General features: G+C 60.8%; 14 protein-coding genes and 1 pseudogene. All 15 read left to right on the forward strand.

Annotated elements, in window-relative coordinates:
• Positions 1-18 precede the first annotated feature (18 nt).
• Entirely contained in the window at positions 19-414 is a 396-nt protein-coding gene (locus tag VMY05_11285) for a TIGR02530 family flagellar biosynthesis protein (GenBank protein ID HUV31657.1), read from the forward strand.
• Positions 415-513: 99 nt separating this feature from the next.
• Positions 514-2511, forward strand: coding sequence for a flagellar hook-basal body complex protein (locus VMY05_11290; protein HUV31658.1), 1998 nt, complete (start codon positions 514-516; stop codon positions 2509-2511).
• Positions 2512-2524: 13 nt separating this feature from the next.
• Positions 2525-2749, forward strand: coding sequence for a flagellar FlbD family protein (locus tag VMY05_11295; protein ID HUV31659.1), 225 nt, complete (start codon positions 2525-2527; stop codon positions 2747-2749).
• A gap of 2 nt (positions 2750-2751) precedes the next feature.
• Positions 2752-3351, forward strand: coding sequence for a flagellar basal body-associated FliL family protein (locus VMY05_11300; protein HUV31660.1), 600 nt, complete (start codon positions 2752-2754; stop codon positions 3349-3351).
• 12 nt (positions 3352-3363) lie between these two features.
• Positions 3364-4368 (forward strand): flagellar motor switch protein FliM, encoded by a 1005-nt coding sequence (gene fliM, locus VMY05_11305; protein ID HUV31661.1) that lies wholly within the window; start codon positions 3364-3366, stop codon positions 4366-4368.
• Between the two features lie 448 nt (positions 4369-4816).
• Positions 4817-5077 (forward strand): annotated as a pseudogene (fliN, locus tag VMY05_11310) (flagellar motor switch protein FliN).
• Positions 5070-5645 (forward strand): flagellar biosynthetic protein FliO, encoded by a 576-nt coding sequence (fliO, locus tag VMY05_11315; protein HUV31662.1) that lies wholly within the window; start codon positions 5070-5072, stop codon positions 5643-5645. The pseudogene fliN and the gene fliO overlap by 8 nt, the downstream one beginning before the upstream one ends.
• An 80-nt stretch (positions 5646-5725) precedes the next feature.
• Positions 5726-6478, forward strand: coding sequence for a flagellar type III secretion system pore protein FliP (gene fliP / locus VMY05_11320; GenBank protein ID HUV31663.1), 753 nt, complete (start codon positions 5726-5728; stop codon positions 6476-6478).
• A 15-nt stretch (positions 6479-6493) separates the two neighbouring features.
• Positions 6494-6763 carry a flagellar biosynthesis protein FliQ gene (gene fliQ, locus VMY05_11325; protein ID HUV31664.1) on the forward strand — a complete coding sequence of 90 codons (270 nt, stop codon included), beginning with the start codon at positions 6494-6496 and terminating at the stop codon, positions 6761-6763.
• Between the two features lie 217 nt (positions 6764-6980).
• Positions 6981-7769: a flagellar biosynthetic protein FliR gene (gene fliR / locus VMY05_11330; protein HUV31665.1), complete on the forward strand. Its 789-nt coding sequence runs from the start codon at positions 6981-6983 to the stop codon at positions 7767-7769.
• Between the two features lie 6 nt (positions 7770-7775).
• Entirely contained in the window at positions 7776-8846 is a 1071-nt protein-coding gene (gene flhB, locus VMY05_11335) for a flagellar biosynthesis protein FlhB (protein ID HUV31666.1), read from the forward strand.
• 27 nt (positions 8847-8873) lie between these two features.
• Positions 8874-10937: a flagellar biosynthesis protein FlhA gene (gene flhA, locus VMY05_11340; protein HUV31667.1), complete on the forward strand. Its 2064-nt coding sequence runs from the start codon at positions 8874-8876 to the stop codon at positions 10935-10937.
• Positions 10927-12054: a hypothetical protein gene (locus VMY05_11345; GenBank protein ID HUV31668.1), complete on the forward strand. Its 1128-nt coding sequence runs from the start codon at positions 10927-10929 to the stop codon at positions 12052-12054. Before flhA ends, VMY05_11345 begins: the two co-directional genes overlap by 11 nt.
• Positions 12047-12907 carry a P-loop NTPase gene (locus VMY05_11350; protein HUV31669.1) on the forward strand — a complete coding sequence of 287 codons (861 nt, stop codon included), beginning with the start codon at positions 12047-12049 and terminating at the stop codon, positions 12905-12907. The genes VMY05_11345 and VMY05_11350 overlap by 8 nt, the downstream gene beginning before the upstream one ends.
• A gap of 7 nt (positions 12908-12914) precedes the next feature.
• Positions 12915-13787: a FliA/WhiG family RNA polymerase sigma factor gene (locus tag VMY05_11355; GenBank protein ID HUV31670.1), complete on the forward strand. Its 873-nt coding sequence runs from the start codon at positions 12915-12917 to the stop codon at positions 13785-13787.
• The last annotated feature ends 20 nt before the right edge of the window (positions 13788-13807 follow it).

The raw sequence follows: 13807 nt of genomic DNA on the forward strand, positions 1-13807 counted from the left end.
GGGTGATGGTGGGAGCCAATGAACGGAATGAGAATCAGCAATTACCAGCGGCCGGTGGATCTGCTGGAGATCGCGCAACGGGGGCCGCAGCCGCAGCCGGCGGAGGCGCCGGACGGCGGCTCGTTCAAGGAGATGTTTTCGCGCGAGCTGGCCGACAGCAGGTCGGTCCAGTTCTCCAAGCACGCCTCGCAGCGGCTGTTCTCGCGCAACATCGAGTTGAGCGCGGAGCAGCTCAACCGGATCGCGGACGCCATTGATCGGGCGGCCCACAAGCACTCAAAAGAGACGTTGATTCTGACTGAAGAGGCGGCGCTGGTGGTTTCGGTGGCAAACCGGACCGTGATCACGGCGTTTGACCGCGAGAATCTTCGCAGCGGCGTAGTGACGTCGATAGACTCGGCGGTCATTCTATAAAAGATGAGCAAGATGTAAACAGTAGAGGAAACGACGTACGAGGTCGGACCCCATCTCAGATGGGGAGGCCTTGCGCGGACGCAAGGAGGTAACCAAAAAATGATGGCATCATTATTCGCAGGTGTGTCGGGTTTGAAGAATCACCAGGTGAAAATGAACGTCATTGGCAACAACATCGCCAACGTCAACACCATTGGTTTCAAGCCCGGTCGGGTCAACTTCCAGGAAGCGCTGGTGCAGACGTTCAAGGGAGCGGGCCGGCCAAGTGCGGTCACCGGCGGTACCAACCCACAGCAACTGGGGCTTGGGATGCAGGTGGCGGCGATCGACAACATATTCCTGCAGGGCGGCCTGGAGACGACGGGCCAGATCACCGACCTGGGCATCCAGGGTTCCGGCTTCTTCATTCTCGGCGACAACAACGGAAACCTGTTCTACACTCGAGCCGGTGCCTTCGGCTTTGACGCCGAGTCCAACCTGGTAGATCCGGCCACCGGTCTGTTCGTCCAGGGGAAGATGGCTGACGCTAGTGGGCAGATACCGTCGCTGGCTACAACCGGCAACGTGATGTTGCCGTTTGGCCAACAGGATCCCGCCAAGTCGACGGAGATCGTAACGCTGGCCAACAATCTCGATGCTACGGCATCCGACGCCCGGACGTCCCTGACCGAAGCGGGGAATTCCAACGTGGTGGAGGTCAGCGGCACGGCGATTGACGGTGTCGGCGGTCAGCACGTGATCACGATCACGGGAAACCAGGCGCAGCAGTCGAGTTTCACGGGCAGCAACCAGGGGAACGACGGTGCTGGCGGTCTGGTGGGCGCTCTGGGTACGACCATGACGCTCGGCGGCCTGGGCGTGGATGACTTCAGCAATTTCGGTTTCTCCGTTGACGGCGGCGCGATGCAGATCATCCCCGGCCTTAACGCCAGTTCGACTATCCAGGACCTGATCAACGCCATCAACCAGATCAACGGCATTACGGCCAGTCTGGTGGGCGGTGAGATAGAGATCGCTCGTGACAAGGCGGGTGACCCGGCGGCCTACAACTTCGTGTCCACACCCGGAGTCGCCGTTCCCGGTGGCGGAGCTGCTTCCACCAGCGGTAATATCGTCGGCGTAATATGCGGCGTCGACGGGGGTGGGACGATCGCTTCGGCCGGCGGTGCCGCTTCGACGTTCGCGGCCGCTGATGTTTTCACCCCGGACCGCGGTTTCGGCGCGGCGGCCGGGCCGGCGGTGACGAGCCTGGGTCTGGTTTTCGATGAGACCAGCGGACTGGTGGTTGGCCTGAGCGGTCTGGGCGGCGGCGGTGTTGAGATGAAGACGAATTCCGCCGGCCTGATGGCCACGGGCGGAAACGACCTGATCATCACCACCGACCCCACTCTCTGGTCCACCTCGATCAACGTCTACGACTCGCTGGGCGGTAAGCACACGCTGACGATAGAGTTCTTCAAGTCGCTCATAGGGAACCGCTGGGAGTGGACGACGTCACTGCTCGGCGTGGAGGAGGTCACGGCCGGACGTACCGGGTACGTGTCTTTCAACTCGGACGGGTCGCTGAACACCTTTGAGTATTTCGGCGGTGCCTCTGCGGTCAGCATAGACCCCCACAACGGTGCGGAAATCATGCGCGTCCGGTACGATGCAGGGACGATCGGCAATTTTGACGGTGTGACTCAGTTCGCCTCCGGCAACCATACGGCCGCCATTATCCAGCAGGACGGCTACGGTCTGGGTGTGCTGGAGAAGATCTCGATCGACCAAGCGGGAAACATATCGGGCATCTTTTCCAATGGAGTAACGCGGGTGCTGGCGCAGATCATGCTGGCCGATTTCACGAACCAGGCGGGCCTGAGAAAGGCGGGGCGGTCCATGTACCAGCCGTCGGCCAACTCCGGGGACGCCATTGAGGGCGTGGCGGGGGCGACGATCGCGGCGACCATCACGTCCGGAGCGCTGGAGTCGTCGGCGGTGGATATCGCCCAGGAATTCACCGGCATGATTACGGCGCAGCGCGGATTCCAAGCTAATGCGCGTATCATCACCACCTCGGATAACATGCTTGACGAACTGGTGAATCTGAAGAGATAACGTGAGATGACGGATGATACATGTAACCAGAATCAATGACGCAGAACTGGTTATCAACGCCGACCTGATTGAATTCGTCGAGTCGATTCCGGAGACCATGATTACGCTTACGACCGGAAAGAAGATCATGGTGAAGGAGGCCGTTGACGAGATCATCGATCGGGTGGCGAGATTCAAGAGGCTGTCGGCGGCCCGGATACCGTCTCCGGGCCCCGATGCAATACCTGACGGGAGATAGCTATGCCTGCAGACGATGAGAAAACCACGGTTGTAGCGGGTGAAGAGGCCGCATCTGACGCGTCCTCCCCGGGCTCAAGGAAAAAGCTCGTGTTGTACGGCGGCATTGCCGCCGTCTGCCTGGTTCTCGGCGTTGCGCTGGCTGTTTTTGTGGTTCGCCCCATGGTAGCCGGGTCGGGCGGCGGCGCCGCGGAACAGGCGGCGGGCCTTGAACAGCCCCGGGAGGACCGCGAGTCGAAACAGGCCGAGCGGCACAAGGCGGAGCCGAAGGAACGGACGAAAGCCTCAGGCGATGAGGGCAAGTCCGTGGTTTACGCAATCAGGGACATAGTGGTCAACCCGGCCGGTACGGGAGGGTCCCGTTTTCTATCCGTTTCGTTCGGATTCGAGGTGGCCTCGGAGCAACTGGTGGCGGAGCTCGAGTCGCGCGAACCGGTGATACGGGACGCCCTGATAACGATTTTGTGCTCGAAAACGGTGGCCGAGTTGACCGACGCCAAGCAAAAAGAGATCACGCGCTACCAGATAAAGAAGCGGGTCGAGCAACTCCTTCAGACCGACGAGCTGGCGGGAGTGTACTACACGGATTTCGTGCTGCAGTAGGAGACCGTCATCGTGGCCAAAATACTCTCACAGGAAGAAATCGACGCCCTGCTGACGACGGTCACTTCGGGGGAAGGCGAGGGAGAGGGGGCGAGCTACAGCAACGAGAAGCTGCGGTCGATTGTAGCGTACGACTTCAAGCATCCCAACCGCGTTTCCAAGGACCAGATCAGGACGCTCGAGAACCTGCACGACAACTTCGCGGGTCATTTCGGCTCCATGCTCTCGGCCGTGCTGCGCTCGATTGTTGACGTCGACCTGGTTTCGGTTGACCAGATCACGTACTCGGAATTCATCATGTCGCTGGTATCTCCCTCGTGCACGTATACGTTCTCCGCCGAGCCGCTGGACGGAGTCTGCCTGGTCGATTTCAACCCCACGCTGACGTTCTCGGTGATCGACCGGATGTTCGGCGGGCACGGCAAGATCATGGAGACGGAACGCGAGCTGACGGGCATCGAACGCTCCGTCATGTCCCGGCTGGTGCAGCGGGTGTACGGTGAACTGGCCCGGGCGTGGGAGCACCTGGTCCAGATCAGCATCGAACAGAAAAGCTTCGAGACCAACCCGCAGTTCATCCAGATTGTGCCGCCGGGTGAGACGGTGGTGGTAATCTCGTTCCAGGTGCGGCTGTTTCAGTCGACCGGACTGCTGACAATCTGTTATCCGTACGTGTCGCTCGAGCCGATCGTGGGCAGATTGTCGGCGCAGAACTGGATCGATGCCACCAAGAAGAAGAATCAGGAAGAAGATCGGCAGACGAACATACACAATGTCAAGCAGGTAGGGGCGACGCTCGCCGCCGAACTGCTCAGAACGACAATCAAGATGCGCGATTTCCTGGACCTGAAAATCGGCGACGTCATTCCGTCCGACATGAAGATCGATTCGCCCATGAGTGTGCTGGTTAACAGGCGCATAAAGCTGATGGCCAGAGCGGGCGTGTCGGGGAAGAAACGAGCGTTTCAGGTGCTTGAGGTATGGGACAATATCGCTGAGGAGCTGAAGAATGACTGACGAGAAGGATGTCAGAGTGCCGGCGGAGCCGGAGGTCCCGGCTGACGAGGCTCAGGACGGTGTGGCCGACGGGGCCGCCGACGGTGTAGACGCATCCATGCCCGAAGCAGAGCCGGCCGGGCCGGCTGCCGACGGCGCGGAGGCGTCGCTGCCCGAGGCAGACCCGGCTGACGCGGGTATGGAGGCGGAGCCGGGTGCGGTCGAGCAGGCTGAACCGGCCGTGGCTGATGAACCCGAGGCGGCGTTCGAGTCGCAGGTCGAGGGGGAGATACCCGGCGTAAGTGAAGGTGAGGGTTCCGACGACGAGGCGGCCATGATGAGGATGCTCGAGGGGCTGCCGCAGGATGACCAGGCCGCATCCCCGGACGATATCAACTTCGGTTCCGCTTCGGTGTCAAACGTGGAGTTCCAGCAACTCCAGCAGTCGGCCGCGGTTTCGGAACCGCGCAACATCGAACTGCTCATGGACGTCGAACTGCCGGTGTCAATCGAACTCGGGCGCACCAAGCTGTCGATCCAGGACATTCTGGCGCTTGGTCCGGGATCGGTCGTGGAGCTCAACAAGCTGGCCGGTGAGCCGGCCGACCTGTTGATCAACTACAAGGTGGTGGCGCGCGGCGAGGTAGTGGTCGTTGATGAGAACTTCGGGCTGCGCATCACCCAGCTCATGACGCCGGACCAACGCCTGAGGGCGCTGGCCGATGAGTAAGCGATACCATCGGCGGGTAGCCGTCACGGTTCTGCTGGTGCTGGCCGCGTCCCTGACCGGGTTGTTTGCCACCAACGTTGATGACATTACGGCCGCACGCGCGGTGCCGGCGTCATCAGCCGGGCAGCCGGACATTGGTGAGGGCGATGCGAACGCGCAGGCGCCGTTCTCGATGTCGGCTCCGATCGGCTCCATTGTCAAGATGGTCAGCGCGCTGATCATCGTCATCCTGTGTATCTACGCCGGATTGTACCTTCTCAGGCGATTGCTGCAGGCGCGCCGGAAGGGAAGCGGATCCGCCGACCTGCTCGAAGTCATACAGAGCACGTACGTGGGGCCGAAGAAGACGGTGTCGCTGCTCCGCGTGGCCGATCGCTCCGTTCTGATCGGGGTAACCGACAGCCAGATTTCGGTCCTGGCCGAGCTGGACGCCGAGCAGACGGCGGCGATTCTCGAACGGGAACCGGACAAAGAGGGCAGAGAGAATTTCGGCAGGCTGCTGGCCGCGGCGGCCGGCAGGCTGGGCCGTTTTGCGACAAAGGGAAAGGCGGCAGTCCAGCAGGGCTGAACCCATCCGACAGCGGCCACGGCCGCGGTCGGGCGTCGTGACATGGACGTTGCGGCGTCAGCAGACAAGAGATATAGGACATGAAAAAGCTACTTCTCGGGGCATCGACAACGGCTGCCGCGTTTCTGTGCGGCACGGTCACGGCGGCGGCGCAAACTCTGCCGAAGATTTCGGTAGAGGTAGGCGAGGCGGCCGAACCCTCGGATCTCTCGGCGACGCTGCAGATCGTTCTCCTGTTGACGGTGCTTGCCCTGGCACCTTCGATTCTCATCATGGTCACGTCGTTTGTCAGGATCACGGTGGTCCTGTCGTTTCTGCGACAAGCCATGGGTGCGCAGCAGATGCCGCCGAACCAGCTTCTGGTCGGACTTGCGCTGCTGCTGACCTTCTTCATCATGACGCCGGTGGCCAACAAAGCGTACGAGGAAGGAATACGCCCGTACCTGGAAGGCGAAATCAGCGGCGAGGAAGCGTATAAGAAGGGCAGCGCGCCTTTCCGGAAGTTCATGCTGGCCCAGACGCGAGAACAGGACCTGGCGCTGTTTGTGAACATCGCCGGTCTCGAGCAGCCCGACAACGCGGACGACGTTCCGCTTCACGTACTGGTGCCCGGCTTTGTCATCTCGGAACTGAGAACGGCGTTTCAGATCGCGTTCGTCATCTTCGTTCCGTTCCTCGTGATTGACATGGTGGTGGCCTCGGTGCTGTTATCGATGGGCATGATGATGCTGCCGCCGATCATCGTGTCGTTGCCGTTCAAGATCCTGCTCTTCGTGCTGGTGGACGGCTGGTACCTGTTGGTGAAATCGTTGGTGGAATCGTTCCGAGTGTAGCGGGGAGTAACGGCTATGACACCACAGATGGTTGTAAGCATCGGGCGCGAGGCGTTGACGGTCGTGGTCCTGGTGGCCGGGCCGATGCTGGCGTTCGGGCTGCTGGTCGGCCTGATCGTGTCAATCTTTCAGGCGGTGACCCAGATCAACGAGATGACGCTGACCTTCGTGCCCAAGATCCTGGCGGTGGCCCTGGCTCTTCTTCTGTTCCTGCCGTGGATGATTAACACGCTGACCGATTTCGCGCGGCACATGTTTGATCTTATACCGGGGCTGGTAGGGTAAGATGAGCCGGTTCAGGTTTGTCCGTAATTCTGAACTCTTTTCCTACACGTCTGGTAAGATTTTCCACATCCGCCGTCCGGATTGTCCGTGCGGTTTGCGAGTCGCGCTGTAATTACCTGTCGGGCAGCGGCTTACGATCCCCCGTCAACCCGTTTCAGTTTGGCACAGTCTTTGAATAAAGGATTGACGATATGGGTGAATTGTAGGGATTTCTGAATTGTTTGAGTTCATACATTACGGCGCGGATAAGCTCCAGGTCTTCCTGCTGATTCTGCTGAGGGCCTCGGGGCTGTTCCTGCTTTCCCCGGTCCTGTCTCACCGCTCGGTACCGACGACGGCGAAGATCGGCCTGGTCATCCTGTTTGGGATCCTTCTTACGTCGGCGCTGGGCGATGTCAGTGCGGCGCCGGCGGACTCGTTCGCCTCCCTGGTAGCGCTTGCCTTCAAGGAGATGCTGGTGGGCGTGACAATCGGCTTCGTGTTCGCGCTGTTGTTCATGGCCGTGCGCGGAGCCGGATCACTGGTCGGATACCAGGTGGGGTTTGCCATCGCGCTCGTCCTTGATCCGAACACGCAGAGTCAGCAATCGGTCATGAGCCAGGTGTGGTTCGTAGTGGCGATGCTGATCTTCCTGGCCATCAACGGGCATCACCTTATCATCAAGGCGTTTGCCGACAGCTATGCCGTCATGCCTCCCGGGCAGGTGGCGGTGGCCGGAAGCACCGGGGAGCTGATCATCAAGTATACGGCCTACGTGTTCGTGCTGGGGCTTAAGCTGGCCGCGCCGGTGATGGTGACGCTGTTCTTGACCGACGTGGCTCTCGGTGTGGTGGCCAAGATGATGCCGACCATGAACGTGTTCATCGTCGGCTTTCCCCTGAAGATTGGCGTCGGGTTGCTGGTGATGGCGATGTCGATGCCGATATTCGCGTACATTCTCCGCCAGGCCACCGCCTACCTCGACCGGGAACTCGGATTTCTACTCGTGACCATGGGAAAGGCGTAGCTGCGCATGCCTGAGGAAAGTTTCCAGGAAAAGACCGAACGGGCAACGCCACGCCGACGCCAGAAGGCCCGTGAGAAGGGGCGGGTCGCTCGCTCCACGGAGCTGAACTCAGCGCTCATGGTTTTGTTCGGATGTCTCACGCTGTACCTGATGGGATCGCATCTCTCCGGTGGACTGCAGGAACTGGTGCGATACACGATGGCCAACGCGCCGCTCATTGCCGCCGCCGATCCGTCTTACCTGAGAATCTTTGCCGACAATATGCTGAAATTCTTCGCCATCCTCGGACCGGTCTTCGCCGTGATGGTGGCGATAGCCCTGGGGGTGAACGTGGCCCAGGTCGGATTCCGGGTGACGCCCAAGGCCATGGAGCCCAAGCTCGAGAAACTGGACATTGTCAAAGGGCTCAAGCGGCTGTTTTCAGTGCGGTCGCTGGTGACGTTTGGCCGCGACACGATAAAGCTGCTGATAATTGGTTTTGTCGCCTACAAGGCAATCGCCTCGGAGTTCGAGGGATTCTTTCTGTTGCCGAACATGAACACGTCGGAGCTGGCCTTCTCCATGGTCAGCATGGCGCTGTGGGTAGTGATGAAAGTCGGCGCCGCCATTCTGGTGATTGCCGTTCTCGACTACGCCTACCAGCGATACGAGTACGAGAAGTCCATACGCATGAGCAAGCAGGAACTGCGCGACGAATTCAAGGACACCGAGGGCTCACCACAGGTCAAGGCGCGCGTGCGGCAGATACAGCGTGAACAGGCACGCCGGCGCATGATGCAGGACGTGGCGACGGCCGACGTGGTGATAACCAACCCGACCGAACTGGCGGTGGCCCTCAAGTATGACCATGAGAACATGAACGCGCCGCACGTGGTGGCCAAGGGCGAGCGGCTGATTGCGCAGAAGATAAGAGAGATTGCCTTGGAACACGATGTCCCGATTGTCGAGGACAAGCCGCTGGCGCGCGCGCTGTTCAAGATGTGCAACATAGGTGACATGGTTCCGCAGAAGCTATACCGGGTCGTGGCCGAGGTGCTTGCTTACGTGTACCGTTTGAGGGGAAAGGTGGTCAGGTAAACGATGGCGCAGGGATATGACAAGCTGATGAGCAAACTTACGGCCCGCTCCGATATCGTGCTGGCGGTGGGTGTCATCGGCATCATCACGGTGCTGGTCATACCGCTGCCACCGGCCTTTCTGGATTTTGCCCTGGCTTTCAACATCACCTTCTCGCTGGTGATATTGCTGTCAACTCTCTACGTCACGCGCCCGCTCGACCTGTCGGTATTCCCGGGCATGCTGCTGATCGTCACGCTGATGCGCCTTTCCTTAAACGTTGCATCGACCCGTCTGATCCTCGGCACGGCGTACGCCGGCGAGGTCATCAACTCCTTCGGCAACTTTGTCGTGCAGGGCAACTACGTGGTCGGGTTTATCGTGTTCGTGATCCTGGTCATTATCCAGTTTGTCGTGATCACGAAAGGCGCGGGGCGCATTTCCGAAGTGGCCGCGCGCTTTACATTGGATGCGATGCCCGGCAAGCAGATGGCTATCGACGCCGACCTTAACGCGGGCATTATCAACGAACAGGAAGCGCGCTCCCGGCGCGAGGATATATCCAGGGAAGCCGACTTTTACGGGGCGATGGACGGCGCCTCGAAATTCGTGCGCGGCGACGCCATCGCGGGCATTCTGATAACGCTCATAAACATCGTCGGCGGGTTCATCATCGGCGCCGCCATCAACGGGATGACGGTGGTGGAAGCCATGCGCACGTACTCGCTGCTGTCGATTGGTGACGGCCTGGTGACACAGATCCCGGCTTTGCTGGTGAGCACGGCCTCCGGCGTCATCGTCACACGCGCGACCTCGACATCCCACATGGGCGCGGACCTTACGGTACAGCTTACCAGGGAGCCCCGGGCGATTCTGGTGGCGGCAACGGCGCTCATTCTCTTCGGCCTGGTTCCCGGGATGCCGACCTCGGCGTTCCTCGCCATCGGCCTGGCTATCGGGGGAATAGGCTACGTGACGCGCGAGGTTCAGCGGAGACATGCCGTGGCCACCAAAGATGAAGAAAAGCAGAAGGAGCTCAAGGCGCGGTCGGGTCAGCAGGCGGAGCGTACGGAAGACCTGCTCAAGGTTGACACGATCGGCCTGGAGATAGGTTACGGTCTGATACCGATGGTTGATGCGGCGCAGGGGGGCGACCTGCTGGATCGCATCTCGACCATTCGCAGGCAGCTGGCCGCCGAACTTGGCATAATCGTCCCCCCCATCAGGATACGCGACAACGTGCAGCTGAAACCGAGCGCGTATCGGATCAAGATCAAGGGCATCGGGGTGGCGGAGGCTGACCTGATGACCGACCACGTGATGGCCCTGAATCCCGGCTACATCGACGAGACGCTCGACGGTTTCGAAACGCGAGACCCGGCCTTCCATTTGAAGGCGACCTGGATTGTGCCGGCGATGCGCGAGATGGCCGAAGCCAAGGGATTCACTGTCGTGGAACCGTCGGCCGTGCTTGCCACGCACCTGACCGAGCTTGTCCGTTCCTCGGCGACGGAGGTCCTGATGCGCCAGGACACGCAGCGTCTTGTCGAGACGCTGAAAGAAGATTACCCGGCCCTGGTGGACTCGGTGATTCCCGAAATCGTTCCGCTCGGCACGCTGCACAAGGTATTGCAGACGTTGCTGGCCGAACGCGTACCGATTCGCGATCTGGCCACAATCGTCGAGACCGTCTCGGACTACATCGGCTCGACCAAGGAGACCGACGTTCTGGCCGAGTACGCTCGCATGGCGCTCAAACGCCAGATAACGGACATGTACCGGGACAAGGACGGCCGCATAAACGTGTTCACGGTCGATCCGGCTCTCGAGCAGAAGCTGGCTGATTCGGTGCAGAACACGCGGCAGGGGCTGATGCTGGTTCTCGATCCCGCCATGACCGAGGCCATCCTCAAGAGCATCGGGGAGCATGCGGACAAGCTGCAGGCGGCGGGTCTGACGCCGGTGTGCATCTGTTCGCCCAATATCAGGCTCGCGCTGCGCCGGCTTGTGGAAGCGGCCTATCCGTCCATAGCCGTGGTCTCGTACAACGAAATTCTGCCCAACGTGGAGTTGGTATCCAGTGGAGTGGTGAGGTTACAAGATGATAATTAAGTCATTCACGGCCGGGTCGGTAGCCGCGGCGTTGAAGACCGTCCGCAAGGAGATGGGCGGTGACGCCGTGGTGCTCAAGACGCGGCAACTGACGGACACGGACGGCAAGGGCTGCATTGAGGTCACGGCCTGTCTGGACAAGCCGACCGTGGCGCAAGCTGGCATGGCGCTTCCCGACATGGCAGGTCGTCGGCGAACGACGATAGCGCAGGTCAGCATGGCCGGGCCGAGCGAGGCTGCGCCGGGCGTGCCCGGAGATGCGGTCCTCAGTGAGAAACTGGCCGCCCTGGATCGTAAGGTCGATCTGCTGCTGCGCAACGCCACGGCGGGGACGGGCGAAGGAAGCCATGACGCCGACGGCGTGCACAACGTCCGGCTGGCACTCCAGGACGCAGACGTACCACCGGAGTTCATTCAGTTTCTGGTCGCGCGGGCTCGGGAGACCCGTGGTGGCGGCGAACCCCTGGACGCGGCGATGGAGCGGGTGCTTCGGCTGGAGTTGTCGAAGATGGCCTGCAGCCGACTGGAGTTTCGTCACGGCGATCGTCTGCTTTTTGTCGGACCGGCGGGGTCGGGGAAAACATCGCTGCTTGGCAAGCTGGCGGCCCACTTCGTGGTCTCCGGGAAGAATGTCCGGCTGGTCACGCTTGACGGCTGCAAGGTGGGGGCGTTCGACGAAATCCACAGCTACGCCGAGCTTCTCGAAGCCGACGTACTAGACTCACCGGCGCCCGGAGCCGACGTGGCCGACAACGGCAACCGCATACTGCTGATAGATTCGCCTGCGTTCCCCCATCAACGGCAGAAAATCGCCGATCTGAAAGCTCAGGTGGACCGCCTGGACCCCGGCTACCGGTTTATCACCCTGTCAGCTCTGAACCGTTCGTCGGATATCCTCGAGTTTGCCAGATGGATCGAGCCGATAGAGCCGACGCACCTGGCCGTAACGATGCTGGATTTGACGATTCGGTGGGGGGCGGTCATCGCGGGCCACCGGGCCACCGGTCTGCCCGTGGCGTTTGTCACCGATTCGCCGAGTGGCACGGGCAGGGCTATGTCACCGGACGCGTCGCGGATAGCCGACCGGCTTCTCGGCAGGGAGGCCGGCCGTGAGTAGGTTTGATTCCTCGGTTCATGCCGGAGACTACCGGGCGGTCGGCGGCAGTTGGATTGTCTCCGTGCTGTCCGGCAAAGGTGGCGTGGGCAAGTCCGTACTTGCGTTCAACCTTGCGGAACGGATCGGTTCGCAGGGAAACCGGGTACTGCTGGTCGACGCGGACTTTTCCTCCGGCAACATACATATCCTGGCCAACGCGAGCTGTGAGACGGGGGTGCGGCAGTTCAGCAGCGGGCAGCTGAGCCTTCGAGACGCCGTGGTACCGGTCCTTGACGGCGTGGACGTTCTCGGGGCCGGCGGGGATGGTCCGGCCGAAGCCTGGCAGGACGTGCAGGCGACGGCCAGGCTCGTCGAACGCCTGCGAGACCAGGGTTCACATTACGACGTGATCGTTGTCGATCATTCCTCAGGCGTCTCCGATCCAGCCACGGTGATAGCACAGGGGTCGGATCTCAATCTACTGGTGCTGGTTCCGGAACTGACTTCGATAGCCGATGCCTACGGCCTTTACAAGTACCTGTTGCAGGCAGGAGATCGGATGGACGCGTTCGTGTTGGTTAACCGGACGCAATCCGATCGGGAGGCAGAGTATATCCACGGGAAATTCAGTGCCCTGGCCGAACGGTTTCTTGGCAGGGCGCCGGGATTGATCGGGTACCTGCCGGAGGACGAGGCGGTGCGCAAAGCCGTCGCGTCGCAGGTGCCGGTAGCCGTTGCTATGCCTCAATCTCCTGTCGTCCAGGCGCTTAGCGAACTGGGCCAGGAGTTGTTGGGTCTTAGGAAGTCCAGCCGGACCGGCACACAGGTGAAGGCGATAAATAAAACCACGGCCGCAGCCGATATAAGGGGATAGCATTCATATGGTTAGCACGCTCAAGGCAACTCCTAAGAAGCGCGGGCGGACATCAGGAACGGTCGCCGCAGCCAGGGTGCTCAGAACAGAGGCAGCGCCGAAGCCGAAGAAGTGGGACGCGAGTGAGCGCGACTGGGCTCGGTACCGACTGTATAAGTCGGATGACCTCCGACAAAAGCTGCTGAACAAGTATTTGCCCCTGGTTCGCAACGTGGCGACCCGGATGGCGATGGGCTTTCCGCGCTCGGTTGAACTGACAGACCTGATAAACACGGGTGCGATCGGGCTGATAGAAGCTTTCAGCCATTTCGACCCGAATCGCGGGGTCAAGTTCGAGACGTACGCCGTGCCGCGCATCCGGGGAGCGATACTGGACGAGCTGCGTGCCCTTGACTGGGTACCGCGATCCACGCGGGCCAGGTCACGTGAGATTGAGCGAGCCATGACGGTTCTGGAGAACGAGCTCGGCCGCGCGCCCGAATCATCAGAGCTGGCGAGGCAACTGAACATGTCCGAACAGGAACTGTATCTGGCGCTTGACGACGTTTCGTGCACGAACATACTGTCCCTGGACGAAATCATCTATCCGGAAGACGACAACCGACAGGTTCCCCGCATCGAGACGGTGAGCGATACCTCCAGCAGGGGTGTGCTCGGTGAGATAGAAAGGGGAGAACTCCGGTCGTTCCTGGTGGTGGCTATCGACCGCCTGACCGCCCAGGAGAAGCTCGTCATCGCGCTGTACTATTTCGAAGAACTGACGCTAAAAGAGATCGGGGAAGTGATGTCGATCTCGGAGTCACGCGTGTCTCAGATTCATACCCGGGCCGTCATGAAACTGCGGAACATGGTCAGGGAGAAGTTTGCCCTCACGGGCTGAGGTGCGCAGGGCCGAGGCGG

Source organism: Acidobacteriota bacterium, from assembly GCA_035529075.1.
GTDB lineage: Bacteria > Zixibacteria > MSB-5A5 > GN15 > FEB-12 > DATKXK01.